Origin of the sequence: Hoeflea sp. BAL378 (genome assembly GCF_000759435.1) — a bacterium.
In the GTDB taxonomy this organism is placed as follows: Bacteria; Pseudomonadota; Alphaproteobacteria; order Rhizobiales; family Rhizobiaceae; genus Hoeflea.
Window position 1 is genome coordinate 19,072 of record NZ_JRJG01000024.1, and the last position, 25,642, is coordinate 44,713.

Genomic DNA, 25,642 nt, shown 5'->3' on the forward strand with positions numbered 1-25,642 from the left:
TGAGCAGGCAATCAAGCCCCGGTGAGGCTCATTCGGCGCCGGTGGCGGCCTTGATCTTTTCCAGCGTCTTGCCTTCCATGTCCTCGACACCTGCCGGGATGTTGGCAAAAAACTTGAGGTTGTTCATGTCTTCGTCGGAGAAGGCGGCGTTGACGGCGGCCTTCTTGTCATCCGGCAGCAGGTCCTTGGCGCCCTTGACGGACGCCATCGAGCCGGTGCTGGCCGACATGATCTTGACGTTCTCGGGCTCGAGCACGAAGTTGATCCACTTGTAGGCGGCATCGTCCGCCTCGCCCTTACGCGGAATCGCAAAGGTGTCGATCCAGGCCAGCGCCCCGGTCTTCGGCGGCACGAAGACGATGTCCTTGTTCTCGCCATAGAGCTTGTAGGCGGTCGAGTCCCAGGTTTCCGAGGCGACGATTTCGCCCGACATCATCATCGCCGAAAGATCGTCGCCGCCCTTCCAGTAGGCCTTGAGATTGTCCTTGCAGGCGATCAGCTTGTCGGCGACCTTGTCGAGGATCTCCTGGTACTTGTTAAGATCGGCATAGGCCGCGAACGGATCCTCGCCCATGTCGAAGGCCATGCCGAGAAGGATCGTGCGCCGCATGCGCATGGAGGTCTTGCCCTTGTACTGCGGATCGCAGAGATCGCCCCAAGCCGCGACATCCGGCGCCATCGCCTTGTTGGTCATCAGGCCCGACGTGCCCCACTGATGCGGCACGGCATAGACTTCGCCGTCGATGGTGGTGTTGGCCTTCACGCCGTCGAGCAGTTCGGTCTGCATCACGTCGGTGTTGATCTTGGACAGATCGAGCGGCTTGTAGATGTTGTATTCCTGCTGAACGGCAAAGATGCGGTCGTGACTCGGCTGGGCCAGGTCGAAACCGGCGCCGCCGGTGGCGCGCAGCTTGGCGATCATTTCCTCGTTGTTGGAAAATGTCACCTCGACGGTGATGTCGGGATATTTCGCTTCGAATTTCTTGACCAGCTCATCAGGAGCGTAAGAGCCCCATGTCAGAAGACGCAGTGTTTCTGCCTGCGCCGGTGCGGCTGCCATGACGGTTGTGGCCAGAAGCCCGGCCATTGCTAATTTCATGATCATGTTCGACTCCCTTTGAACCCTCTGAAAATCAGCGCATTCTTGCTTATAACCCGCGCGGATCGTAGGAAGCCTAGCCGCTCATTGGCCTGCACCTCATATCCATTATAGATATTTTTCCATACCAATCGCGCCGGCGGCTCTTACTTGAGCAGTTGCGCCATGACCTCCATGCCCTGCTTGATTTCGCCCTCGCTGGCCGCGCCATAGCCGATGACCACGCCCTTGCGCGTAATCGGCGCCAGGCAATAGCGGCCGATGCCCGACAGGGTGAGGCCCGCCGCGCCGGCCGCCTTGATGAACGCCGCCTCGTCCCGTTCCGGATCGGCGAAATAGCCCACCGTGTGAAATCCCGCCGAGGCGCGCTGCACGAGCATGTGCGGCTCCAACTGCCTGGCGTGCTTGTGCAGGACCTCGTGCCGCCGCTTGTAGTGCTGCCGCATGGTGCGGATGTGCGTCGAGAAATGCCCTTCGTCGATGAAATCCGCCACGACGGCCTGCGGCCAGGTCGGCACGCCGCTCAAGGCGGAGGTAAACACCATCGACATGGCCTCGACCATGCTCGGCGGCGCGACCAGGAACCCCAGACGCAGCGAGGGGAACAAGGTCTTGGAGAAGGTTCCGACATAGATCACCCGGTGGTGGGTATCGATGCTTTTCAGGGTCGGAAGCGGTTGGTCGCCGAAATAGAAATCGCCGTCGTAATCATCCTCGACGATGAAGGCGCCGGCCCGGTCGGCCGCATCCAGCAGCGCCAGGCGGCGCGACAGGCTCAGCACCTTGCTCAGCGGCTGCTGGTGCGACGGCGTGACAAAGGCCAGCCGGAAATCCGGCGCTTTCTCGAGCCCGTCCTCGACGACGATGCCCTCGTCATCCACCGCGACCGGAACGAGCTCGGCGCCCTGCGAGACGAACGCGTTGCGCGCGCCGATGGCGCCCGGGTTCTCGAACCAGACCTTCTCGCCCTGATCGAGCAGCATGCTGCCGATGAGCGAGAAAGCCTGCTGGGCGCCGCCGACGATGAACACATGCTCCGGGTCGCACTGGATACCGCGGCTGGCGTTGAGATGCGCGGCGATCGCCGCACGCAGCCGCTGCAGTCCGAACGGGTTGCCATATCCCATGATCGCATCCCGGTCCGTCCGCAGATGCCGGGCCGACAGCCGCGCCCATTGCGCCATCGGAAAGGAATGGAGCGCGGGAAGCGCGGTAACGAAGGCCTGCGACTTGTTCGGCAGGCGCCGGCGCTCTGCGAACAGGCTGCACGCGCGCTCGGTCGAGGACGACAGCCGCGGCCGGTCTTCGGGTTCGCCTTCGGCTTTTTCGGGTCTCACCTTCGCCCGTCCCGTCATGGTGTGGCTGACATAGGTCCCCGCGCCGATCCGCGATTCGAGCAGGCCTTCGGAGATCAGGCGGCTGACCGCATCGAGCGCGGTTGTCCGCGACACGCCGATGTCGTTGGCCAGAGTGCGCGTGGCCGGAAGCCGCTCCCCGCCGCTCAGTCCGCCCGACAGGATGATGTCGCGCAGGCCCATATAGAGCTGGACGCTTATTTTCCGGTCCTGCGACCTGTCGATCCGGATCGAGGACAGGATCGCGCCCGCCTTGGTCTTCATGCCGATTCCTTCGCCGCCGCTTAAAATTGGTTTGCAAGCTTTGCCAGATTGGACCTTATCGTAAGTCCAATCGAGCCGCTACGGTCCGCCTCACCATCGGCATGGAATCGCACCTCATGAAAATTTCCCGCATCGAAACCTTCACCAACGAGTTTGTCTGCTTCGTCAAGGTGACGACCGACACCGGCGACATCGGCTGGGGCCAGGTGGCGCCCTATCATGCCGACATCACCGCACAGGTCGTGCACCGCCAGGTCGCGCCGCATGCCCTGGGGCAATCCGCGCTCGACATCGATCACCTTGTCGACCTCATCCCCGAACGGGAGCACAAGTTCCCCGGCTCCTACGTCAAGCGCGCGCTCGGCGGGCTCGACACCGCGCTCTGGGACCTGCGCGGCCGGCTGGAAGGCAAGCCCGTGTGCGAACTCATCGGCGGCACGCCGGGCACGATCCGCGCCTACGGCTCCTCGATGAAGCGGGACATCACCCCCAGGGACGAGGCGGCGCGGCTGAGCCGGCTGCGCGACCAGTTCGGGTTTGATGCCTTCAAGTTCCGCATCGGCGCCGAGGTGGGGCGCGGCAGGGACGAGTGGCCCGGACGGACCGAGGAGATCGTCCCGCTGATGCGCAAGACGATGGATGACAGCGTCGCGCTGCTGGTCGACGCCAATTCCTGCTACGCGCCGGACCAGGCCATCGAGATCGGCAAGATGCTCGAGCAGCACGGCATCAGCCATTACGAGGAGCCCTGCCCCTATTGGGAGTACGAGCAGACCAGGAAGGTGACCGAGGCGCTGTCGATCGATGTCACCGGCGGCGAGCAGGATTGCGAACTGCCGAACTGGCGCTGGATGATCGACATGAAGGCCGTCGACATCGTCCAGCCCGACATCTGCTATCTCGGCGGCCTGACCCGCACCTTGCGGGTTGCGGAGATGGCGCACAAGGCCGGCCTGCCCTGCACGCCGCACTGCGCCAACTGGTCGATGGTCACCCTGTTCACCATGCACCTGCTGCGCTCCATCCCGAATGCGGGAAAATATCTCGAATTTTCCATCGAGGGCGAGGACTACTATCCCTGGCAGGACGGCCTCTTCGTCACCTCGCCCTACGAGATCGTCGACGGCAAGGCGACCGTCACCGATGCGCCCGGCTGGGGCGTGGAGGTGAGCCCCCTCTGGCTCGACCGGTCCACCCATCAGGTCAGCTCGCTCGGCGGCTGATCCATGAGGGAGGGAGTTCTCCGCCGCACCGATGTGCAAAGTTGCGGCGGCGAATTGTCGAACGGCGAATCCGCGGCTAGAAGGGTGGGATGAAACATCGTCATCTGGGAACATCCGGCCCCCGCGTTTCCGCCATCGGGCTCGGCTGCTGGAACTTCGCGGGCCCCTACGGGCCGACCTCCGAGCAGGAAAGCCACGAGACCCTGGCCGCGGCGCGCGACCTCGGCATCGATTTCATCGACACCGCCAATGTCTACGGCATGGGCGTGTCGGAGAAGGTCATCGGCAGCTTCCTGAAGCGGCACAAGGGCGCATTCAGGATCGCCACCAAGGCAGCCATCCGCCGCGATCCGTCCACCGGAGTCCGCTTCTTCGACAACGGGCCGGATCATCTCCGCAGCGAGCTCGAGAACTCGCTGCGCAATCTCGGCGTCGATCATGTCGACCTGTTCTACATTCACAGGCGCGAGGCGGAGCGGCCGATCGAGGAGGTCATGGACACGCTTCAAGCCTTCAAGCAGGAAGGCAAGATCGGCGGCATCGGCTTCTCGGAAATCGCGCCGGCCTCGCTCCGTCTCGCCCATACCGTTGCCCCGGTGAGCGCGGTCCAGAGCGAGTATTCGCTGTGGACACGGCAACCGGACCTCGGCATGGTGCAGGCCTGCCGAGATCTCGGCGTCGCTTTTGTCGCCTTCTCGCCGCTCGGGCGCGGCGTCTTCGGCGCCAAGGCCCCGGATCCGGCGGAGTTTGGCGAGGGCGACTTCCGCAAGACCAATCCGCGCTTCCTCGAGCCCAATTTCTCCCGCAACATGGCGGCCATCGCCGCGTTCAGGGACTATGCCCGAGACCTGGGCGCAACGCCGATCGCGCTGGCCATCGCCTGGCTCCTGTCGCGCGGGCCGCATGTCATCCCGATTCCCGGCACTAGATCCGCCGCGCACCTCGCGGACTGCGCGGATGGCGTCTCCCTGGACCTCACCGCGGACCACCTCGCCGAGATCGAGCGGATCCTGCCCACGGGCTTCGCCCATGGCGCCCGCTACTCCGCCGACCAGGCGATCGGCGTCGAAAGCTACTGCTGAAGGCCACGATCAACCGCCGCTGAACAGCGGGAAGCTGACGCCCAGCGCCCAGGCCAGGCACAGGCCCAGCCCGACGCCCGCCGATAACGCGCCGCACCGCTGCGCGATCCAGCGCCCCATCAGGCCGTGCACCAGGAAGAACAGCACCAGCACCGGCAGGATGATGAACAGGAACATCAGCCGCTCCGGGTCGATCATGGCCGCGGCGCCGAGCGAGGCGAGGATCGCCACCCTCGCCGCGATCCGCCGCCACCACGCGCCACGGCCCGCGCCGGAGACCTGGCTGTCACTGACCATGAACGGCACGGTGCCGATGGCCAGGATGGCGATGATCGCCAGCCGTTCGGCATTGGGCATGAAGCTCGCGGCATAGCGGTCCATCGCCGCTCCGAACACCACCACGCCCCAGCCCACGAGCGCCAGCACGGCGGCCGGCGAGAAGCCGCCGCGCCCGAGCCCGCCCCGCGCGACGAGCAGTTGCAGCCCGCCGTACAACGCCAGATGGATCATCAGGTAATCGGCGACCAGCACCGGCAGGAACGGCACATAGAGGGTCGTGGCGACCAGCGGCACCAGCAGCGCGGGCGCCGCGACCGAGATCCAGAACCGGCCCGCGGAGAGAGGCGCCGGCTCGCCCGCGGTCCCGGGCAAGAGCCCCACCAGCGGGCGCAGCAGCAGCACGATCCCGCCCATCAGCAGCAGGATCCACGGCCCGGGCGTCACGATCGGGCCATCGCTCTGCCGGCCGAAGGCCGCATCCAGCCAGTCCCTCGCCTCGCGCAGGGCCGTGCCGCTGTAGAGAACACCGACATGCTCGACGTAAGGCGCGACGGCGGCCCGGCGCGTGACGCCGCGGGCCTCCACCGTCTGCCCCTCCCCGGCATCGGGCTCGACCAGCCGGACTGCGGAAAGCGCCTCCTGCCGCAGCCTGCTCTCCCACTGGCCGCTGATCGCCAGCAGACGCCGCGGCTGGTCCGCGCTCACCGCCTGGGAGAACATCGAGATCGCCACCACCGCGTCGACGGGCGTGCCCTGCCGCGCTTCTTCGATCGCCGCACGCACGATGACGTCCGTCGCCATCGAATGTCCCAAGAGCGCGATCCCGCCGGTCGCGTCCGGCAATCCCCGCCCGAATGCAAGGACGCGGCGGGTCTCCTCGACCAGAAGCGCGGTCGTGCCGTCGATGGCGGTCACATCTCCCGACATTGGGGTGGGATTCCGCCCGTGGCCCTCGAAATCGAAGGACAGCACGGTGTATCCGGACTGCGAAAGTGTGAGCGAATAGGCCTGCATAAGTTGCCGCGAGCCGGCAAAGCCGTGCGCGATGACGACCAGCGGGCCGCTGGCGCCGTGTTTCAGGGTGAGCGTGACGGGCGTGGTGCCGACGTCGGACTCGACGATCTCCAGGCCGGACCGGCCACGTTCGAGAAACACCAGCGACAGCACGATCGCTATTGCCGCCAGCAGGCCAAGTCCCACGTTCCGGTTCACTCGCATCCGTGCCCTGCCGCTTCTCGCCGCGGCCGAACCTGTCCGCCGCCTGTCATGCATCGCCTGCCAAATGACCATCGATCCGGCGAAACCGCAACGTCAAACCGGCAGGTTCGCGCCCGGCAGCGCCCGGCTTCAAGCAGCCGCCCCCGTAACGGGCAGCGGGGTCCGGACATGGTTCGGGCGCGAATGGGAACCACCCGCGCCCGAAATGTCGTGTGCTCGTACCGGCCGCCCTGATCAGGCGGCGAGGTCGAAGCGGTCGGCGTTCATCACCTTGGTCCACGCGGCAACGAAGTCGCGGACAAACTTGTCCCCGGCGTCGCTCTGGGCATAGACCTCGGCGATGGCGCGCAACTGCGAGTTCGATCCGAACACCAGATCGACCCGCGTGGCGGTGTATTTCAACTCGCCGGTGGCGCGATCGCGGCCTTCGAACTCTTCTTCGTCCTCGTCGACGGCGGACCACTTGGTGTCCATGCTCATCAGGTTGACAAAAAAGTCGTTGGTCAGCACGCCCGGCTTGTCGGTCAGGACGCCGTGCTTGACCTCGCCATGGTTGACCCCGATCACCCGCAGGCCGCCCAGCAGCGCTGTCATTTCCGGCGCCGTCAGCGTCAGGAGCTGCGCCCTGTCGATCAGCAGTTCCTCAGCCTGGGTGGTGTAGCGGGCCTTGAGGAAGTTGCGGAAGCCGTCGGCCGCCGGTTCGAGCATGGCGTAGGACTCCACGTCGGTCTGCTCCTGCGAGGCGTCCATGCGGCCCGGCGTGAACGGAACCTCGATGCTCTTGCCTGCAGCCAGGGCGGCCTTCTCGATGCCGACGGAGCCCGCCAGCACGATCAGATCGGCCATCGACACCTTCTTGCCGTCGGTGCGGCTGCCGTTGAACTCGGCCTGGACCTTTTCCAGCGCGGCAAGCGCCTCGGCCAGCTTTTCCGGTTCGTTGACGGCCCAGTTCTTGGCGGGCTCAAGCCTGACGCGCGCGCCATTGGCGCCGCCGCGCTTGTCGGAGCCGCGGAAGCTCGAGGCCGCCGACCAGGCGGTGGCGACAAGCCGGGCGACCGAAAGGCCGGTGGCGGCGATGCTGGCCTTCAGGTTGGCGATGTCCTGGGCGTCGACCAGCGGATGGTCGACCGCAGGGATCGGATCCTGCCACAAGAGGTCTTCCGCGGGAACCTCGGGGCCGAAATAGCGGGTCTTCGGGCCCATGTCGCGGTGGGTAAGCTTGAACCAGGCGCGCGCGAACGCGTCGGCGAACTCATCCGGATTCTCGAGGAAGTGGCGCGAGATCGGCTCATAGATCGGGTCGAACCTCAGCGCCAGGTCGGAGGTCAGCATCGCAGGCGCGATGCGCTTGGAAGGATCATGCGCATGCGGAACCGTCCCCGCACCGGCGCCGTCCTTCGGCTGCCACTGCCAGGCGCCCGCGGGGCTCTTGGTCAGCTCCCATTCGAAGCCGAACAGGTTTTCAAAGAAGTTGTTGCTCCAGTGGGTCGGCGTCTGCGTCCAGGTGACTTCCAGGCCGCTGCCGATGGCGTCGGCGCCGAAGCCGGTTCCATGCTTGCTGGTCCAGCCCAGGCCCTGCTCGGCGATGCCGGCGGCTTCCGGGTCGGCGCCCACCAGGCCGGCATCGCCCGCGCCATGGGTCTTGCCGAAGGTGTGGCCGCCGGCGATCAGCGCCACGGTCTCATAGTCGTTCATGGCCATGCGGCCGAAGGTGTCGCGGATGTCGCGGGCCGAAGCCAGCGGATCGGGCTGGCCGCCGGGGCCTTCCGGGTTCACGTAGATCAGGCCCATCTGCACGGCCGCCAGCGGATTCTGCAGCTCGCGCTCGGGGCGCTCGGGGTCGTAGCGGGATTTGTCGTCGAGCCAGGTGTCTTCCGAACCCCAGAAAATGTCCTGTTCCGGCTCCCAGACGTCGCGGCGACCGCCGGCGAACCCGAAGGTCTTGAAGCCCATCGATTCCAGCGCGACGTTGCCGGTCAGGATCATCAGATCCGCCCAGGAAATCTTGTTGCCGTATTTCTGCTTGATCGGCCAGATCAGCCGGCGCGCCTTGTCGAGGTTGACGTTGTCGGGCCAGCTGTTGAGTGGCGCGAAACGCTGCGCACCCGAGGTCGATCCGCCGCGGCCGTCAGCGGTCCGGTAGGTGCCGGCGCTGTGCCAGGCCATGCGGATGAAGAACGGGCCGTAATGCCCGAAATCGGCCGGCCACCAGTCCTTCGAATCCGTCATCAGGGCGTGAAGGTCCTGCTTGACCGCCGCCAGGTCGAGCTTCTTGAACTCCTCGATATAGTTGAAATCCTTGTCCATCGGGCTGGCCGAGGGCGAATTCTGGTGGAGCATGCTGACATTGAGCTGGTTCGGCCACCAGTCGCGGTTCTGCCGGATGCTATGGTTCGTGGCGCCATGCACCACGGGGCATTTTCCCACTTTCGCGACTACATTCATAAATATCTCCAATCGTGTCAGGTCTGTCGTGTCGGTTTCATGGCCGAAGCCAATTCGTCATCCGGGATGAAGCCGGCCCGAAGCAGGCCCGAACCTGTCGCAGCAGGATCCAGGACCCGTCAAAGTCTGCTCCGTCCGCGCGGGCGCGAAGCGATAAAGCTGAATGCTCTCCCAAATAGGTCCCTAGCATAGCAAAGCTGCGCCATTGATTTAAGTTGTTTTTATTGATGAGATTGATAACCTGAAACTATGAGGAACATGACGCTCAAGCAGTTGCGCTATTTCGAGGCGCTGGCCCAGCACCAGCATTTCGGCCGCGCCGCCAGCGCCTGCGCGATTTCCCAGCCGGCCTTGTCCGTGCAGATCATGGAACTGGAGAAGTCGCTCGGGACGGATCTGTTCGAACGCGGCCGCCGTCAGGTGCGGTTGACCAATTTCGGCGAGGAATTCGCCTCGCGCGTGCGCACCATCCTGCAGTCGGTGGAGGAACTGGGCGAGCTGGCCCGCGCCTCCACCGACCGTCTGGTCGGCCGCCTTCGCCTGGGCATCATCCCGACGATCGCGCCCTACCTTTTGCCCGCGATCATCTCCAACCTGACCCGCATGAATGATGGGATCGATATCCAGGTGCGCGAGACCGTCACGCCCAAGCTGGTCGAGGAACTGTCCGAGGGACGCCTCGACGCCGCCATCGTGGCGCTTCCGGTGTCCGAGCCGTCGCTGTCCGAAATTCCCCTGTTCGAAGAGAATTTCGTTCTGGTCAGGCCTCTCGGGGATGCCGGCAAGCCGGTGCCCGGCCATGAGGATCTGCGCGAGATGAAGCTGCTTCTCCTGGAAGAGGGACACTGCTTCCGCGATCAGGCCCTGTCTTTCTGCAACATCCAGTCCTCCCGCCCGCGCGAGATCCTCGACGCGAGCTCGCTGGCCACGCTGGTCCAGATGGTCGGAGCCGGCATGGGCGTCACCCTGATCCCGGAAATGGCGATCGCGGTGGAGACCCGCTCGGCCCCCGTCTCCATTTCCCGCTTTGCCGCGCCCGAACCGGCGCGAACCATCGGCATGATCTGGCGCAAGACCAGTCCCCTGGCCAAGCAGCTTGCCGAAATCTCCCGGGTGGTTCGCCAATCGGCCGGAGACTGGAGCCGCCCGGGATAGCGCGATGGGGCCGACCCATTGGCGGGCCGGCGCATAAACAAGGCAACCCGGGCCCGTTGCCCCATACAGCTCGGCGCAATCTCCCTGCCGGGCCTGAAGGCCGGATCGCCGATCGCACCGGCCTGGGCGAAGCGCCGACCGGCGCCGCACCTATCCCCCAAATGGGGAATCCGCGCAGGGGCAAAGGTTTCCTATGCTTTGCCGATCGGATGACGCAGGGGCCTTTCCGGGCCACCTGGGTGCGCAAGGGCCCGGCGAAACGCAAAAGCTTGGCCCTGCGCAATTGACAGGCCACCGCCACATGGAAAGAATAAGCATCATTGTCAAAGACTTCGCGGTTTTGCCCTGCTTGCTCGGAGTTTCAAGAAGGCCGGCAGCACACCGACAGGAGAGACCTTGATGACCAGACTGGCGTTTCTTCCGCCCCTTGGCCTTTCGGCGGTCTTGCCTGCCAAAACTCTTGACCTGTACCGCGCCAAGGTTCGCCACGGCACCGAGGCGCGCTGGCGCGGTGGTGGTGTCGACAGTGCCGATGCCATGCAGCGGCGACCGTCATGACACTGCAACCCGACCGCATCATTCACATGCTCTACGAGTCGGCGGCGGCCGAGGAGGACTGGTACAAGACCGCCTGCGCGCTCGGCGATCAGGTCGGCGCCGGGCCTGTCCATGTGTTCCTTTGCTCGCTGGAAACCGGCCGCGAATATGTCAATTTCCTGGCGCGCGGCAATCCCGACTTCGCCACCGAATATCTTGATGACTACGCCCCGACCGATTTCCGCGTGCCGCGGGTGATGGCGCACAAGGCAGGCGTCTACATCGACGAGCGGACCTACGTGACGCGGGACGAGGCCGCCAGCAGCGCGATCCATCAGGAGTTCCTGCCGCGCCAGGACATCTACAACATCAGCGGCACGAACCTGACCCACGATGGCTGCATTGGCTGGTTCGGCCTGTCGACGCGGGGACCCGGCCATGATTTCGATGACCGGCAGCGGGCCTTCCTGTCCTCGATCTCCGGTCACGTGTTCCGGGCGATGAAGCTGTACCGCACCCGGCAGGACCTGGTCGCCGAACTGGATCTGTCCAGCCAGACGCTGGATCTGGTCAACACCGGAATTCTGGTCCTCGCCGGGCCGCAGGTGGTGGAAAGCAACGCGGCCTTCAAGCGGCTCCTGGAGGACCGGTTCTTCCTGCTGCGCAACGACAGCCTGACCTGTTCCGATCCGGTTCAGGCCACGACACTGCAACGCCATCTTGCGGGCGACAGAGATCCCGCGAACCAGGATTGCCTGGTGTTGCGGCATCCGGAGGCCGGCGTGACCTATCTGGTGCAATGCCACAATCTGACCTCGCCCCTCCCCGGCCCGCAACGCAGGCAGACCCATCAGGCGGTGTCGATCCTCAAGCTCGATCTCGATGAACAGCCCGATCTCGAGGAGGTCATGGCTTTCTGCGGCAGCTACGGCGTCAGCCATGCGGAAGCGATGGTGATGCGCGCCGTGCTTGCCTCCCAACATCTGAGCGCCTTCGCCGAAGACCGGGGAATACGGCTCGACACGGTCCAGAAGCAGCTCAAGTCGGCGATGCGCAAGACCGAGCTCAACAGCCAGAAGAAGATCTTCCAGGCCTTCGAGCGCTACCGGCTGATGAAACCGCAAGGCCGGTCCTGACATCGAGACCTGTGGCCGGACCCGGGTCCGGCCTGCCTCCCGCTTCCCCATCTGGGGAATGGCGCAGTCGGACGGCGCGGGTAATTTCGATCCTCGAGAAGGGCCGCGCCGGGCGAAGGTCCGGAGATCATGGATCCGCCCCGGTCACAGGATCCGGCGACAGTCCATTAGGGAGAACTTATATTGGGCGTCTTGCTCATTGTCCTGGCCTGTCTGACGGCGGCGGTGCTGTCGGTTCCCGCCGCCAGCCACACCGGCCTTGCCACATGGGTCTCGATCGCCTCGGCGTCGACGGCTTTTGTCGCCATGGCGATCAACCAGTATCTGGCGACGCGACCGAAATATCTCGAGCCGCTGTTCGGCGGACTGGACCGCATCTACCGCGCCCACAAATGGACCGGCATCGCCGCGCTTGCGCTGATCCTCATGCATTATGTCATCACCCCGAACTTCAAGGGCAAGCTCCTGACCACCGGGCTCAACGAACTGGCCCAGGATTTTGGCCAGATCGGCTTCTACGGCCTGATCGTGCTCGGCGGCATGTCCATCTTCAAGCGGCTGCCGAAGATCTCCCGTGAATTTCCCTATCATGTCTGGCGGCAACTGCACCGGTTCATCGGGCTGTTTTTCATCGCCATCGCCATCCACTTCAATTTCATCAAGCGTCCGTTCGACGGCACGGCCTGGCTCGCCGTCTATCTCAACATCTTTGCCGTCATCGGCATCACGAGCTACATCCAGACGCAGGCGCGCGCGCTGCTGCGCCGCCGGAGCTACCGCATCACCGACGTCGTCAGAACCGGCAGCGCGACGCTGGTGACGGCCGAGCCCACCGGCCGGCCGATCAAGGCCGGCCCCGGCCAGTTTGCCTTCCTTTCGGCAAGCCGGCCCGGCCTGCGGGAAGCGCATCCGTTCACCATCGCCGGCCACGACACCGGCGAGGACGGCGTCACCCGCCTGACCTTCGCCATCAAGCCGCTTGGCGATTTCACCCGGCGCCTGCGCGAAGAGATCGAGCCGGGCGACACCTTGATGGTGGAAGGCGGATACGGGCGGTTTACGGCCGGGCGCGGCGGCGAGCGCCAGCTCTGGGTGGCGGGCGGCATCGGCGTGACGCCGTTCCTGGCCATGGCGCGCTCGATCGCGGACATGGCCGGCAAGAGGATCCACCTGTTCTACTGCGTCCGCGACGCGGAGGAAGCCATCGGTCTCGACCACCTCGAAGCCGCCGGCAGGCATCCGCATTTCAGCTACACGCTGCACCGCTCCAGCACCGATGGCCGCGTCAATGCCGAGGTGATGAAGGCCGGCGCCGGCTTCGAGCTCGATGGCGCCGACCTCTGGTATTGCGGGCCCGCCTCCCTGCGCAAGGCGATCGTCAAGGGCTTCAAGGACAAGGGCGTCAAGCTGGCGCGGGTTGAATTCGAGCGGTTCGAATTCCGTTGACTGAAGGATCTTCCTCCGGAGGCATCCATCCTGCCATCCGGGCTGACAAAGAGGACTGAGCATGCAAGACCGAGTTCGACTGCCGCTGGCCGGCCTGTTTTCCGTGGTTGCCGGAATGGCCGTTGCGACCGTGCCCGGTGCCGCGTCCGCGCGTGATCTGTTCGAGCCCGACTCCTTTTCAACTTATGCCCCCGACCCCGAGAACGGGCGCTACCTGGCCAATGCCGCGGGATGTCTCGGCTGTCACGCCAACGCCAACGACAGGGGCAATCCCGCCGGCGGCGCCCGGATCGACAGCTACACCGGCACCATTTTCGTCCCCAACATCACCAGCCATCCGAACGGCGTCGGCGGCTGGTCGAACGCCGATTATCTCAATGCGGTCATCAACGGCATCTCGCCGGAAGGGCGGCATTATCTGCCGATGTTCCCCTACACCGCCTATGCCGGAATGGACCCGGAGGATGTGCTCGACATCAAGGCCTACATCGAAACGCTTGCGCCGTCCGACAGCAAGCCGCCGGCGCATGAGATCTCGTTCCCCTACAACACCAATTTCTTCTGGGCGATGTGGAAGCGCGGCAATTTCGACACGCCCGCCTTCCAGCCCGGCGACGGCTCACAGATGAGCCGCGGCCGCTATCTGGCGGACCATGTCGGCGCCTGCGGCGCCTGCCACACGCCGCGGACGATGGATTACGGCATCGATGCGGCCCGTCCGCTGGAGGGCGAGATTGCGCTGACCGGCGACCCCGCCCCGGCGATCACCCCGGAGGCCCTTTCCGCCGCCGGTCCGCAGGCTTTCCTGAAGACCTTCCTGGGCGACGGCCTGCGCCTGTCGGGCAGCCCGATCGCGTCCCCCATCAAGCAGCACATGACCGAGGGTCTCTCGGTGCTCACCGAGGATGATCGGCTGGCGCTGACCGCCTATCTCACCGGCCAGAAGCAGGTGGCCGAGAAGCCCGCGCTGCAGGCGGAAGCCAGTTGCAGGGCGGAAGCCCCGGGCGGTCCCGCCCCCATCGGCGGCCTGGCGTCCGCCGCCGACGATTTCGTCGGCCGCTATTGCCGCAACTGCCACGGCGCCGGCCAGAGCGCGCAGGGCAGCTTCCCCGCCGGCGACCTCGCCTCGGTCGCCCGCAATGCGGCCTTCGTCACGCCCGGTGACCGCAGCCGCTCGGTGCTCTACACCAGCGTCGCCAGCGGCCGCATGCCCTATGGCCCCAAGCCCACCGCGGACGAGGTCGAGGCGCTCGGCGGATGGATCGACTCGCTGGGCGCGGAGGACTTTGCCGCCACATCGCAAAGCGCCGAGCCGCCCCGGATGCGGCAGATCATCGGATGGCGGACGGAGACCGAAGCTGCCGTGCGCGACATTGCCGCGCTCAACGAGAGCGACCGGCCGTTCATGCGCTATTTCAGCTACCGCGAGCTCTACAATGGCTATTTCCCCTGCGAGACGGACGAGGTCTTTGCCGGCCGCATGGAGCTGTTCTCCGCGGGCTTCAACAAGGCTCTGAACTCGGTCTCGCTCGGCCCGGTGCCGATCGTTCCGACCGGCATTGAGGCTCAAGGCGACACGCTTGTCCGCGTCGACCTGCGCGACCTCGGCTGGGAGCCCGGCAAGTGGGACATGCTCGCCGCCAAGTATCCCTATGGCTATGATCCGGCGAGCGACGCGACGCTCAACGCGCTGGCGATCGAAACCCGCACGGACCTGCCGGTGATGCAGACGGGATGGTTCATGGCCAACGCGTTGCAGCCCCAGAATTACCACGACTTGCTGGATCTGACCGAGAACATCCGCGACCTCGAGGACCGCATCGGCGTCGATGTCGACCGCAACATCCGCGCCCGGCGCGTCGTCCGCGCCGCCTTCCTCGAAGGCGCCTCCGGCGTGTCCGACCACAACCGCATGCTCGAGCGCCACGACGCCGCCAATGGCGGCTATTACTGGAAGTCCTACGACTTCGCCGGCAGCCGCGGCCTGCAGAGCCTGCGCCTGCACCCGCACGGCCCGGCGGACGTGGAGCCGCTGGCCGAGGATCTCGTCTCGTTCCACCATGATGGCGGCGAGATGATCTTCTCCCTGCCCAACGGGCTGCAGGGCTACTACCTCTCGGACCACACCGGCAAGCGCATCGATCGCGGTCCGACGCAGATCGTGTCCTTCCGCGAACGGCCGATCGGCAAGGGCATCGAGGTGATCAATGCGCGCTCCTGCGTCAGCTGCCATTCGGACGGCATGATCGCCAAGCGCGACCAGCTCCGGCAAAGCATCGAGACCTCGCCGAATTTCAGCCTCGCCCAGCGGGATCTTCTGCTGCAGATGTATCGGCCGCAGGAGGAGCTCGACGCCTATTTCGAACGCGACCGGGCCGCCTTCATCAAGGCGCTCGAAAGCATCGGCGCCACCGAGAAGGCCCCCGACGGTTCGCTCAAGAGCCGCTCCGGGCCCGGCGGCGCCGAAATCATCACCTGGTTCGCCGACACCCACGAGAGCGATCTGGACGCCGAGCGGCTGGCGGCGGAGTTCGGCATGACGCCGGACGAGTTCACCACCGCCATTCAACGCATCAAGGAGCCGCATGTTCTCAGGCTGGCGCTCGACTGGCTGACGCAATTGAAGGGCGGCTCGAAAATCCCGCGCTTCGAAGTCGAGGAGCAATACGCGGCCTTTGTCGAGCCGCTGCTGAACCTGAAGCCTTTGAACTCCGCCGAAACGGGATATGCCGCCCTGCCCGAATACAAGGATCCGGATTACCGCGACGACGGCTACAAGGCCGGGCCGGAGAGCGGCAAGCTCGAACTGTCCATCGATGTGGCGGCGACGGATGTCCGGGTGAACGACATGCTGTCCTTCACCGTCACCGCCAACAAGTCCTGCGAACTGCAGATCTTCTACGTGGAGACCGACGGCACGGTCGAGGTCATCCCGCAGGAAATGATCGGCGCCCCCTATCTCGAACCCGGCGTGAGCCGCCGGATCCCCGACGCGGCCGTGGGAGACCTGATCTTCGACACCCCGGGTTACAACGAGTCTCTCGTCCTGTTCTGCCAGGAGGGCGGCCTGGGCGACAATCGCATGACCGCGGCCGATGCCCGGGCAATGATCAGGTCGAGCACCGAGAAGCCCACGCGCGGCCTGCTGATCAAGATGCACGAGAAGAAGAAGGCGCAGGAAGCAGCCCTGCCGCAGGACCAGAAAGGCCGGTCCGCGCTGCAACTGATCACCTTCAACGTGCGCGACCACTGAAGGAGGACCAGCCAGATGCACAAACCCGGAAGACCAGCACCACGCCTGCCCCTGCTGGCGCTGCTCGCCGCGGGACTGCTGGCCGGCGCGCCGCAGGGCCACGCTCAGGACCTCGACGCCAAGGACATCGTCCGCAGTCTCAGCGTCCCGAAGAAGCCGAGGACCCGCTCCCTCGGCAAGCAGGACGCTGGCGCCCCGGCCTATTCCGAGCAGGACAAGAGCCTGATCCGGTCGATCCCCACCCGGGGCCTGAAGGTGAGCATGAAAAAGCAGATCGGCGAGATCATCGACACCTACGCGCCGCCACGGCTCGACATCGAGATCGAGTTCGATTTCAATTCCGACACGGTGCGCGCGGACTCCGTCCCGGATCTGAATGCCCTGGGAACGGCGCTCATCCATCCGTCGCTGGCGCAGTCGCGCATCATCCTCAACGGCCATACCGACGCCAAGGGCTCGAACGACTACAATCTGGAGCTTTCCGAACGCCGCGCCGCCTCGGTCCGCGACTACCTTATCTCGCATTTTCCCATCGACGACAACCGGCTGATCGCCATCGGCTTCGGCGAGGAGCGGCTGAAAAACGCCCACGACCCGGAAGCCGGCGAAAACCGCCGGGTCGAAGTCGTCAACATGGGCGGCTGACCCACGGCGGAGACGGACCGCAATGACCGCCGTCAGGCGGGTTCGAGCGCCCGTGTCCTGGCCGGGGCGACCGATGCGATCTCCTGCAGCCGGACGCCGGTTTCCCCGTCGAACAGGTGAATGTGAAAGGGATCGATCCGCAGGCCGATTTCCTCGCCAAAGGCCGGCGGCGTCTTGTCGGCCGATTGGACGATGAAGTCGCTGTCGCCGACCCGGCCGTGAAACAGCCGGCCGTTGCCCAGTTCCTCGAGAAAATCATAGCGCACCGTGAGATTGGCGCCCTCGCCCGTGCGCCTGGCATGTTCCGGGCGGATGCCGATATCGACCGCCGCGCCGGGGGCGGCCCTGCCGATCCTGGGATTGATCGGCAGCGTCGGCCCGGCCTCCAGCACCACGCTGCACCCGTCGTCGGCGATCTGTCCCTTGAGGAAGTTCATGTGCGGCGAGCCGATGAAGCCGCCGACATATTTGGAAGCCGGACGCTCGTACAGTTCTTCGGCGCTGCCGACCTGTTCGACATGGCCGGCATTCATCACCACCAGCCTGTCGGCGAGCGTCATCGCCTCCACCTGGTCATGGGTGACGAAAACCGACGTCGCGTTCAGGCGCTGATGCAGGCGGCGGATCTCCAGGCGCATCTGCACGCGCAGCTTGGCGTCGAGATTGGAAAGCGGCTCGTCGAACAGGAACACCTTGGGTTCGCGGATCATGGCGCGGCCCATGGCGACGCGCTGGCGCTGGCCGCCCGAAAGCTGCCCGGGCTTGCGGTCGAGATAGTCGGAAATGTCGAGCGTGGCGGCGACGGTGGCGATGCGCTGGTCGCGCTCCGCCCGCGAGATGCCGGCGACCTTGAGCGCGTAGCCGATATTCTGCGCGACCGTCATGTGCGGATAGAGCGCGTAGTTCTGGAACACCATGGCGCAGCCGCGGGCGCGCGGCTCGATGTCGTTGACGACCTTTCCGTCGATCGCGATCTCGCCGGAGCTGATCGCCTCCAGCCCGGCGATCATCCGCAGCAATGTCGACTTGCCGCAGCCGGAGGGGCCGAGAATGACAATGAATTCGCGGTCGAGGATATCGAGGTCGATGCCGTGCACCACCTGGGTCTTGCCATAGGCCTTGGCCACCTTGCGAATGTTGATGTCAGCCATGATCTTGAGATCCTTTCGGGGTTACTTGTCGGTGTTGATGAGGCCGCGCACGAACCAGCGCTGCATGAAGATCACGACGAGCACGGGCGGCACCATGACGATGAGGGTCCCGGCCATGGCGAGGTGCCATTGCGGATCTCCGCCGCCGGTCGAATTCGAATTGGGCACGAGATGGCCGAGTTCCACCGCGACCACGCCGTAGCTGGGGTCGGTGACCACCAGCAGCGGCCAGAGATACTGGTTCCACGAATAGACGAACATGATGGTGGCCAGCGCCGCGATGTTGGTGCGCGACAGCGGCACCAGATGCTCGATCAGGAAGCGGACCGGGCCGGCGCCATCCATCTGCGCCGCTTCCACCAGTTCGTCCGGTATGGTCAGGAAGAACTGCCGGTAGAGGAAGGTGCCGGTCGCGGTGGCGACCAGCGGCAGGATCAGGCCCGTATAGGAGTTGAGCAGGTTCCATTCGAGATGCACCTCCACCCCGGAAATCCAGGCGATCAGCCGGCTGAGGCCGGTCGCATCGAGAATGGCCTGGAACGGCGTGAGCGCATTGGCGGCCACGGCATAGGTCGGCACGATGCGCACCTCGAGCGGCAGCATCAGCGTGATGAACACCAGCCAGAAGATCGGCATGCGGAGCCGGTGGTTGAAGAAGACGATGCCGAAGGCGGTCATCGCCGCCAGGATGACCTTGCCGGTGACAACGCCGGTGGCGAGGATGAAGCTGTTGACGAATTTCTGGCTGAAGTCCGACCGGGTCCAGGCCTCGGCGATGTTGACGAAGAGCTGGTCGCCCGGGAGGAGCCGCGGCGGGATCTGGCTGATCTGTTCCATCGTCAGCGTGGCCGCGGTGAATGTCAGGTACAGCGGCACCATCAGCATCAGCAGCCCGACAAACAGGATGAGATGGGTGACGATGTTCAGGATGGGGGTGCGTTCGATCATGTTTCCACCTCGTCAGCTATAGTGAATGCGCCGCTCGACGAAGCGGAACTGAAAGAAGGTGAGCGCGATGACGAGCAGCATCAGGATGATCGACTGGGCGGCGGCGCCGGAATAGTCGAGGCCGCGGAACCCGTCCTCATAGATCTTGTAGACCATCAGGTTGGTCGCGCGCGCCGGCCCGCCGACGGTCAGGGTGTCGACGATGCCGAAGCTGTCGGTGAAACTGTCGGTGATGTTGATGACCAGCAGGAAGAAGAATGTCGGCGCCATCAACGGCAGTTGCAGGTCCCACATGCGGCGCAGCACGCCCGAGCCGTCCATGGCGCAGGCTTCCGTGAGCGAGCGCGGGATCGACTGCAGCGCCGCGAGGAAGAAGATGAAGCTGTAGGCGATCTGTTTCCACGCGCCGGCGACGATCACCATGAACAGCGCGTGGCTGCCGTTCATGATCGGGTCCCACAGACCCGGAAAGAGATGGTTGATGTAGGAGAACAGTCCCGCCGACGGATTGAAGATGAACCGGAACGACAGGCCGACCGCGGGCGCCGCCACGGCATAGGGCCAGATCAGGCCGACGCGATAGAACTTGTAGCCCGTCAGTTGCCGGTCGGCAAACAGGGCGAGGATCAATGCCATGCCCATGGCCAGCGCGGTCGTGGCGATGGCGTAGATCACCGAGACGCGGACCGAATCCCAGTACTGGCTGTCGGTCAGCAACTGCCGGAAATTCTCGAAGCCGACCCATTCATTGCCGCCGCCCCAGGGCTGTTCCAGCGTGAAGGCCCAGTAGATTGCCTGCGAGGTCGGCCAGTAGAAGAAGACGAAGATGATCAGCAATTGCGGCGCCACCATCAGGGCGGCAATCCAGTTGTTCTTGAAATAGGCGCGGCGCATGGCGGTCGTCCCGGCGTTCTGAATTGATCGGAAAGCCGCGGCGGACGGGCCGCCACGGCTTCAGGGTCGACGGCCCGATCAGGGGAAGGACTTGCCCTTGTAGGTGCGGGCGAACTTGGCCAGCACGTCGTCGGACCGCTGGGCGGCGGTGTCGAGCGCTTCCTTCATCGGCATATTGCCTGCAAGTGCGGCCTCGACCGCATTCTTCCACTCGGCGCGGATCTGGATGAAGCCGCCGAGGCGGATGCCGCGGGTGAGCGGGCCAGGCTCGGTGAAGGTCAGCGATTCCAGCGCCACTTCGCGGCCCTTGAACGGAGCGCTGTCGTAGAAGCCCTTGTCCTTCAGGCCCTGGAAGCCCTTCTTCGTCACCGGGATGTAGCCGGTCACCGTCGACCAGTATTCTTCCGATTCCGGCGTCGCCAGGAACTTGAGATAGGCGGCAGCGCCGCGGTATTCCGGTTCGGTCTTCTTGGAGAGCACCCACAGCGAGGCGCCGCCGACGACGGTGTTGTGGCGTTCCGTGCCTTCATAGACCGGCAGCATGGTCACCGACCAGTTCATGCCTTCCTTGGCGGTCTTGGAGACCGTGGCGTGGCCGGCGATGGAATTGGCGTAGAACGAGCATTCGCCCTGGGCAAAGCTCGACTGGGCGTTGATGCCGCCCTGGGCGGTGCGGATCTGCAGCAGGCCCTCATCCAACCAGCGCTTGATGTTCTCCATGTGCTTCACATGCAGCGTCGTGTTGTAGAGAATCTTGCTGTCGAGGCCGTCATAACCGTTGTTGTTGCTGGCGACCGGCACGTTGTGGGCCATCGAGAACTGCTCGAGATCGACCCAGGGATCGGCCGAATAGGCGTAGGGGCAGGCCTTGCCGCTTTCCTTGAGCTTCTTCAGCGTCGCTTCGAACTCTTCCCAGGTGGCCGGCGGCGTGTCCATGCCGATCGACTTGAGGTCGTCGGCATTGTAATACATGACGGCGGTCGAGGAGTTGAACGGCATCGAGAACAGCTCGCCCTTCGACGAGGCGTAGTAATTGGAGATGCCGGGGAAATAGTTGGCCCAGTCGACATCGATATTGTAGTCGGCCATCATCTTCTGCACCGGATAGAACTCGCCCGACAGCATCAGGTCGGCGGTGCCGGCGTCATAGGCCTGGACGATGGTCGGGTGCTTGCCGGCGCGGAAGGCGGCGATCGTGTTCTGCACCGCCTGGGCATACCCGTCCTGGCCGACGCAGAGGATCTCGTACTCGCTCTGCGCGGCGTTGAAGCGGTTGCAGGTTTCCTGCACCTTCTCGCCGAGATCGCCGCTCAGGCCGTACCAGTATTCGAATTTGGTCTTCTCCGCGCTGGCCGTACCGGCCGAGAGCGCCAGAAGCGCGACTGCCGCGCTCAATGCTCTGGTGTTCATCTCGTTGTCTCCTGGTCAAATTGTTCTCTGAGCGGAACTCCGCCCGACGCAGCTAGGGCAATAGCGGCGGAAGATGATGGAGAGATAACGGGCAAGTGAAATATTTGTGAATAAATTCAATAACATAAGCATTCACAACGGCAAGCGCCCCGCCTGTAATCCAGGCAGGGCACTGCGGTCTCGACTGGACGCCAGGCGTCGGGTCGTGGCCTAACCGGCGCCGAAAAGCGCCGGCGCCATCTCGGTATGGTGGTCGATGAAATTCTCGAAATGCACGAGAACGGAATGCTCGTCCGCCAGCACGACCGCATACTGAGCCGGACCCTCGAGCCGCGGTTGCTGCCCCGGCATGCCGGTCAGATGCAGGCCGACATTGTAATGATTGCCGGCAATCGTGGTGAAGGGGATGCCGTGATAGAGGCCCGTCGTGGTGATGTGCACATGGCCGGCAATCACCTGCCGGATGTCGGGATGGGTCTTCAGCACCGCGATGAAGCCGTCGGACTCGCGCAGCTTGATGCTGTCGACCGGCAGCCTCAGATCATTGGCGTGATGATGCAGCACGACGATCACCGGCCTGTCCCGCGCCTCGGCCAACCGGACGGCGAGCCAGTCCAGCCGGCGGTCGCAAAGCTTGCCGCCATGGCCGTGGTCGCCAAAACCCCATTCCGTGCTGTCGAGGACGATGACGCGATAGCCTGCCGCATCGATCACCTTGTTGATGTGGCCGTTCTCGTCCGCCTCCGCCGCGCCATAGACCGACAGAAAGGTGGCGCGATTGTCATGATTGCCGAGCGTCAGGTGGCAGGGGACGGCAAGCGGCGACAGGACCTGCCTGAGCCGTTCATAGGCCGCGGCCTCGCCCCGGTCGGCAAGGTCGCCGGCGATGACGCAGAAGGCGGCGTCGCCGTGTCGTTGATTGATCGCCGCTACCGCCTGGGCAAGGCGGTCGGCGGTGTCGAGGCCGTGCGAGACCGCCCCTTCCGGGACGATGTGCAGGTCGCTGAGGACAAGGAACTTGAGCATCGGTGTTTCCTCAGATTGCCAGGCCGAGCGCGGCCATACGGGCGGCCGACGCGGGGATCTTGGATTTGTCCTTGATCTCGATGATCAGCCTCGGATTGCTGTCGAGAAGCGAAAGCGCTTCAAACACGCTGGGCCAGAGAATGGTGCCTTCGCCCAGACTCCAGTGCCGGTCGGCATAGCCGTCGGCATCCTGCAGATGCACATGCTGCAGCCGGTTGCCGGCAATCCGGACATAATAGTCGACCGGCGGCGCCCCCGTGGAGCCGCAGGCGTAATGGGCATGGCCGGTGTCGAGCGAGACCGCCACGGCCGGCGACTGGAAACTGTCGGCCAGCAGGCAGCGAAGCGCCGGATCCTTGTCCTCGATATTCTCGATGACCATGGTGCAGCCGATGTCCTCGGCGCGCTTGACCGCCTCCGCCATGGTGATCTGGCAGCGCTCGATCAGCTTTTCCAGCTCGCCCGGATTGTTGGTGAGATTGTTGTAGGACCAGGTGGTGAACGGGCTGTGGATCACCATCTGCGTCGCGCCGATCGCCTCGCAGACCTGGAGGCCCTGGTCGAGGCGCCGGGCGACCACGGCGCGGATGTCGGGATCCTGCGAGCCGATGACGAAGCCCCAGAACGGGCCATGGATGCCGAGGCGGCCGGTGTGTCCGTCGAGCAGCCGCCTGGCGCGTTCGGCAAGCGGGCTCCAGTCGCCCGACAGCGTGTCGGCGTCGATGAAGCTTTGCAGCTCCAGATCGCGCTGATGCGCCAACAGCCAGTCGCGATGGGTTTCGACATTGTCCAGCGTCATGGCGGCGCCGAGAATGGGGAGGGTCGTCATACTGTATCTCCAGTGAAAGGAATCTTGCGCAAAAGGATGCCGCCCTGGTCGTCGCCTTCGACAGAGTGGCCGGCGAGGTGGGATGGAGGCGGAAGGCTGTCGAGGACGACGATGTCGGCGTCCGAAAAATGGCCGCCGCGCGCCGGCGCCGGGCGGCCGAACTTGCTGGCGTCGACCACGAGGATGGACGTCCGGCAGCTTTCCATCAGCGCCTGGCGCGCCATGACCTCGCTGCGGTCGAAATCCACCAGCGCGCCATCCGGCTCGATGCCGCCGACGCCGAAGATTCCGAAATCCACGCGATAGTCGCGAAACATCGCCTCGACATTGCGCCCAAGAAGATCGCGATCGGGGAGCCGGACGGCCCCTCCGGGAAGGATGATGTGGTGCGAGCCATTGACGGATAGCGCCATGGCGACATTGAGGTTGCTGGTCAGCACCGTCAGGTCCTCGTGCCCGGCAAGGGCCTGCGCCACGAATTCCGGCGTTGTCCCGTTTCCGAGCGCCACGGAAGCGTGGTTGGGGACAAGCCGCGCGACCCGTGCGGCGATGATCCGCTTGCGCCCGGGGTTCGTCACCTGCCGGTGGTCATAGGACAGGTTCGTGTTCGACAGCACCAGCGATGCCGCTCCGCCATGCCGGCGGCGCAGCACCGTGCCGTCACACAAGAGGTTGATGTCGCGCCGGATCGTCTGCGGCGTCACGCCGAACCGGTCGGCCAGCGCTTCCACGCGCATGAAGCCGTTCGACTGGATGAGGGCCGCGATCTCGAGTTGTCTTGGGGTAAAATCCATGGCTGCCAGGTTCATTTGAAAACCAAATGAACATGGAAGCGCTCAATGACATTCGATTGTCGGTTCTTTGAACCTCGGATGAATTTTATGTGTCAGACAGGTGAACGGCGGCAAAAGCCGTTGTTTCGCCTTGCTTTTTCCGGCTGCCCCCCGCTTGGACCCATGGGTCGCGGCAAAGGGGAGCGCATCGGGGCTGCGCGGCGCCCGTCGAGCTCCTGTCCCGTCTCGCCCGGATGTCAGCCGTCCGCGCCAGAACTGATGATCCATCCGCGGTTGTCGGCGCCGAACAGCTCGTGGCCGTCATCGGTGATGATGACCGTGTCCTCGAGCTTGATGTAGCCCCGGCTCGGATGCTGCATCGTGGTCTCCACCGACAGCACCATGCCCGGCTCGAACGGCCGCTCCGCATCGATCCCTTCATAGGCCACCGGATGGTTGGTCATCAGGAACGGCGCCTCGTGGCTGATCAGGCCCATGCCATGCGCGAAGAAATCATTGTGCCTGGCATTGGCGCCGCGCCGGAGTTCGGCCTCGCCGGCGGCGATCATCGCCGCACCCGTCTGCCCCGGCCCGATGCAGGCAAAGGCCGCCTGCTGCACCGCGTCGACTTCGGCGAGGATATCGACCAGCTCGGCATCGGGTTCGCCCAGCACGCCCATCCGGCAGATGTCACCGATATAGCCGTGGAGATTGCCGCCCGAATCGATCGACAGGACCTCGCCCTTTTTCCAGGCCTGGCCGGAACCGGCCCGGACATGGCTGTCGCCAAGCGTGAGAAGGCAGTATTCGAACGCCAGCTCGCGCTTCGTCTCCTCCTGGCGCAGGCGCTCGATGATTTCATGTTTCGAACTGCCCTCGCCGGAAGCCAGGATCGTCGCCTGCATCGAGGCGCTGATCCGTGCGGTCGCCTCGCGCAACAGGTCGAGCTCCGGCTTCGACTTGATCATCCTGAGCCGCGTCAGCATCATGCTGGCGTCCACCGGCGAGGCCTGCGGCAGGGCTTCGGCCAGCGCGTCAAAGCCGTCCTTGGGCATGAAGCCGGCCTCAAAGCCGATCCGCCCGCTGGCCACGCCGCATGCCTGCAGATGCGCGCCGACCGATGTCATCGTGTCCACCGAACCCCAATGGTCGGGACGGAACTCGGGCACCCAGAACGGCGCCACCTTGTGTTCGTGGATCTCCATCTTGTTGGCGAAATATCCGGTGCGGTCGGGTTTGCCGCGGACATAGACAAAGGCCGGCAGGTAGCGGCTCTGGCCGATGGCATCCATGGCCGAGAAGAAGATGAACTGGTAGCCGCCCAGCAGATAGCGGACATTGTGCTTGGAGGTGGCGACCAGGGCATCGAGACCGGCGGCCTCCATGGCGGCGTCCAGATCGTCGAACCGGTACGGCAGGTCCGCGGACGAAGCCGCGTGCAGGGGTGAGAGTTCGCGCATGGTGACAGGCTCCC

20 protein-coding genes are annotated in these 25,642 nt (G+C 64.8%); 8 read left to right on the top strand and 12 right to left on the bottom strand.

The features are described from left to right. Positions 1-28: 28 nt before the first annotated feature. On the bottom strand, positions 29-1,105 hold the full coding sequence (locus LL06_RS07055; RefSeq protein WP_035524203.1) for an extracellular solute-binding protein: 1,077 nt from the start codon (positions 1,103-1,105) through the stop codon (positions 29-31). 140 nt (positions 1,106-1,245) lie between these two features. Further along, complete coding sequence (locus LL06_RS07060; RefSeq protein ID WP_035524205.1) at positions 1,246-2,718, bottom strand: PLP-dependent aminotransferase family protein; 1,473 nt, start codon at positions 2,716-2,718, stop codon at positions 1,246-1,248. A 116-nt stretch (positions 2,719-2,834) separates the two neighbouring features. Here LL06_RS07060 and LL06_RS07065 point away from each other — a divergent pair, with 116 nt between their 5' ends. Then, positions 2,835-3,941 (top strand): mandelate racemase/muconate lactonizing enzyme family protein, encoded by a 1,107-nt coding sequence (locus tag LL06_RS07065; protein ID WP_035524208.1) that lies wholly within the window; start codon positions 2,835-2,837, stop codon positions 3,939-3,941. A gap of 89 nt (positions 3,942-4,030) precedes the next feature. Continuing rightward, on the top strand, positions 4,031-5,023 hold the full coding sequence (locus LL06_RS07070; protein WP_035524211.1) for an aldo/keto reductase: 993 nt from the start codon (positions 4,031-4,033) through the stop codon (positions 5,021-5,023). 9 nt (positions 5,024-5,032) lie between these two features. Here LL06_RS07070 and LL06_RS07075 read toward each other — a convergent pair whose 3' ends face one another. Further along, positions 5,033-6,514, bottom strand: coding sequence for an alpha/beta fold hydrolase (locus tag LL06_RS07075; protein ID WP_244447064.1), 1,482 nt, complete (start codon positions 6,512-6,514; stop codon positions 5,033-5,035). Positions 6,515-6,754: 240 nt separating this feature from the next. After that, positions 6,755-8,965 carry a catalase/peroxidase HPI gene (gene katG / locus LL06_RS07080; RefSeq protein ID WP_035524216.1) on the bottom strand — a complete coding sequence of 737 codons (2,211 nt, stop codon included), beginning with the start codon at positions 8,963-8,965 and terminating at the stop codon, positions 6,755-6,757. Positions 8,966-9,214: 249 nt separating this feature from the next. On the opposite strand from katG, the gene LL06_RS07085 reads away from it, so the two are divergent. From LL06_RS07085 to LL06_RS07105, 6 genes are all read left to right on the top strand, one after another. Continuing rightward, positions 9,215-10,120: a hydrogen peroxide-inducible genes activator gene (locus tag LL06_RS07085; protein WP_035524219.1), complete on the top strand. Its 906-nt coding sequence runs from the start codon at positions 9,215-9,217 to the stop codon at positions 10,118-10,120. Positions 10,121-10,519: 399 nt separating this feature from the next. Continuing rightward, positions 10,520-10,678, top strand: a complete 159-nt coding sequence (locus tag LL06_RS27630) for a hypothetical protein (RefSeq protein ID WP_161784945.1) — start codon at positions 10,520-10,522, stop codon at positions 10,676-10,678. Then, the gene (locus LL06_RS07090) at positions 10,675-11,793 is read left to right on the top strand and encodes a hypothetical protein (RefSeq protein WP_152599521.1); all 1,119 of its coding nucleotides are present in this window, start codon (positions 10,675-10,677) and stop codon (positions 11,791-11,793) included. The genes LL06_RS27630 and LL06_RS07090 overlap by 4 nt, the downstream gene beginning before the upstream one ends. 183 nt (positions 11,794-11,976) lie before the next feature. Then, complete coding sequence (locus LL06_RS07095) at positions 11,977-13,239, top strand: ferredoxin reductase family protein (RefSeq protein ID WP_244447065.1); 1,263 nt, start codon at positions 11,977-11,979, stop codon at positions 13,237-13,239. A gap of 61 nt (positions 13,240-13,300) precedes the next feature. Continuing rightward, a complete protein-coding gene (locus LL06_RS07100) occupies positions 13,301-16,492 on the top strand; it encodes a c-type cytochrome (protein ID WP_035524225.1) in 3,192 nt (1,063 codons plus the stop codon). Positions 16,493-16,507: 15 nt separating this feature from the next. Beyond that, complete coding sequence (locus LL06_RS07105) at positions 16,508-17,137, top strand: OmpA family protein (protein ID WP_052161277.1); 630 nt, start codon at positions 16,508-16,510, stop codon at positions 17,135-17,137. A gap of 32 nt (positions 17,138-17,169) precedes the next feature. On the opposite strand, the gene ugpC is transcribed toward LL06_RS07105, so the two are convergent. The 8 genes from ugpC to LL06_RS07145 all read right to left on the bottom strand — a co-directional run bounded on the left by ugpC (position 17,170) and on the right by LL06_RS07145 (position 25,628). Beyond that, the gene (gene ugpC / locus LL06_RS07110) at positions 17,170-18,288 is read right to left on the bottom strand and encodes a sn-glycerol-3-phosphate ABC transporter ATP-binding protein UgpC (protein ID WP_035524227.1); all 1,119 of its coding nucleotides are present in this window, start codon (positions 18,286-18,288) and stop codon (positions 17,170-17,172) included. Positions 18,289-18,309: 21 nt separating this feature from the next. After that, positions 18,310-19,236, bottom strand: coding sequence for an ABC transporter permease subunit (locus LL06_RS07115; RefSeq protein ID WP_035524230.1), 927 nt, complete (start codon positions 19,234-19,236; stop codon positions 18,310-18,312). 12 nt (positions 19,237-19,248) lie between these two features. Continuing rightward, entirely contained in the window at positions 19,249-20,130 is an 882-nt protein-coding gene (locus LL06_RS07120) for an ABC transporter permease subunit (RefSeq protein ID WP_052161278.1), read from the bottom strand. A 78-nt stretch (positions 20,131-20,208) separates the two neighbouring features. Beyond that, positions 20,209-21,540, bottom strand: a complete 1,332-nt coding sequence (locus LL06_RS07125) for an extracellular solute-binding protein (RefSeq protein WP_035524232.1) — start codon at positions 21,538-21,540, stop codon at positions 20,209-20,211. A 210-nt stretch (positions 21,541-21,750) separates the two neighbouring features. Further along, positions 21,751-22,566 carry a metallophosphoesterase gene (locus tag LL06_RS07130; protein WP_035524234.1) on the bottom strand — a complete coding sequence of 272 codons (816 nt, stop codon included), beginning with the start codon at positions 22,564-22,566 and terminating at the stop codon, positions 21,751-21,753. A gap of 10 nt (positions 22,567-22,576) precedes the next feature. Continuing rightward, positions 22,577-23,395 carry a sugar phosphate isomerase/epimerase family protein gene (locus LL06_RS07135; RefSeq protein ID WP_035524238.1) on the bottom strand — a complete coding sequence of 273 codons (819 nt, stop codon included), beginning with the start codon at positions 23,393-23,395 and terminating at the stop codon, positions 22,577-22,579. Then, positions 23,392-24,204, bottom strand: a complete 813-nt coding sequence (locus LL06_RS07140; RefSeq protein ID WP_052161279.1) for a DeoR/GlpR family DNA-binding transcription regulator — start codon at positions 24,202-24,204, stop codon at positions 23,392-23,394. Before LL06_RS07140 ends, LL06_RS07135 begins: the two co-directional genes overlap by 4 nt. A 221-nt stretch (positions 24,205-24,425) precedes the next feature. Then, complete coding sequence (locus tag LL06_RS07145; protein ID WP_035524240.1) at positions 24,426-25,628, bottom strand: Xaa-Pro peptidase family protein; 1,203 nt, start codon at positions 25,626-25,628, stop codon at positions 24,426-24,428. Positions 25,629-25,642: the final 14 nt, after the last annotated feature.

Excerpts from the sequence above, each read along its gene's own strand:
- LL06_RS07100 (WP_035524225.1), top strand. The coding sequence starts at position 13,301 with ATGCAAGACCGAGTTCGACTGCCGCTGGCCGGCCTGTTTTCCGTGGTT.
- LL06_RS07115 (WP_035524230.1), bottom strand. The coding sequence starts at position 19,236 with ATGATCGAACGCACCCCCATCCTGAACATCGTCACCCATCTCATCCTG.
- ugpC (WP_035524227.1), bottom strand. The coding sequence starts at position 18,288 with ATGGCTGACATCAACATTCGCAAGGTGGCCAAGGCCTATGGCAAGACC.
- LL06_RS07120 (WP_052161278.1), bottom strand. The coding sequence starts at position 20,130 with ATGCGCCGCGCCTATTTCAAGAACAACTGGATTGCCGCCCTGATGGTG.
- LL06_RS07055 (WP_035524203.1), bottom strand. The coding sequence starts at position 1,105 with ATGATCATGAAATTAGCAATGGCCGGGCTTCTGGCCACAACCGTCATG.
- LL06_RS07105 (WP_052161277.1), top strand. The coding sequence starts at position 16,508 with ATGCACAAACCCGGAAGACCAGCACCACGCCTGCCCCTGCTGGCGCTG.
- LL06_RS07090 (WP_152599521.1), top strand. The coding sequence starts at position 10,675 with ATGACACTGCAACCCGACCGCATCATTCACATGCTCTACGAGTCGGCG.
- LL06_RS07140 (WP_052161279.1), bottom strand. The coding sequence starts at position 24,204 with ATGAACCTGGCAGCCATGGATTTTACCCCAAGACAACTCGAGATCGCG.
- LL06_RS07135 (WP_035524238.1), bottom strand. The coding sequence starts at position 23,395 with ATGACGACCCTCCCCATTCTCGGCGCCGCCATGACGCTGGACAATGTC.
- katG (WP_035524216.1), bottom strand. The coding sequence starts at position 8,965 with ATGAATGTAGTCGCGAAAGTGGGAAAATGCCCCGTGGTGCATGGCGCC.
- LL06_RS07065 (WP_035524208.1), top strand. The coding sequence starts at position 2,835 with ATGAAAATTTCCCGCATCGAAACCTTCACCAACGAGTTTGTCTGCTTC.
- LL06_RS07145 (WP_035524240.1), bottom strand. The coding sequence starts at position 25,628 with ATGCGCGAACTCTCACCCCTGCACGCGGCTTCGTCCGCGGACCTGCCG.
- LL06_RS07130 (WP_035524234.1), bottom strand. The coding sequence starts at position 22,566 with ATGCTCAAGTTCCTTGTCCTCAGCGACCTGCACATCGTCCCGGAAGGG.
- LL06_RS07125 (WP_035524232.1), bottom strand. The coding sequence starts at position 21,540 with ATGAACACCAGAGCATTGAGCGCGGCAGTCGCGCTTCTGGCGCTCTCG.
- LL06_RS27630 (WP_161784945.1), top strand. The coding sequence starts at position 10,520 with ATGACCAGACTGGCGTTTCTTCCGCCCCTTGGCCTTTCGGCGGTCTTG.
- LL06_RS07085 (WP_035524219.1), top strand. The coding sequence starts at position 9,215 with ATGAGGAACATGACGCTCAAGCAGTTGCGCTATTTCGAGGCGCTGGCC.
- LL06_RS07070 (WP_035524211.1), top strand. The coding sequence starts at position 4,031 with ATGAAACATCGTCATCTGGGAACATCCGGCCCCCGCGTTTCCGCCATC.
- LL06_RS07060 (WP_035524205.1), bottom strand. The coding sequence starts at position 2,718 with ATGAAGACCAAGGCGGGCGCGATCCTGTCCTCGATCCGGATCGACAGG.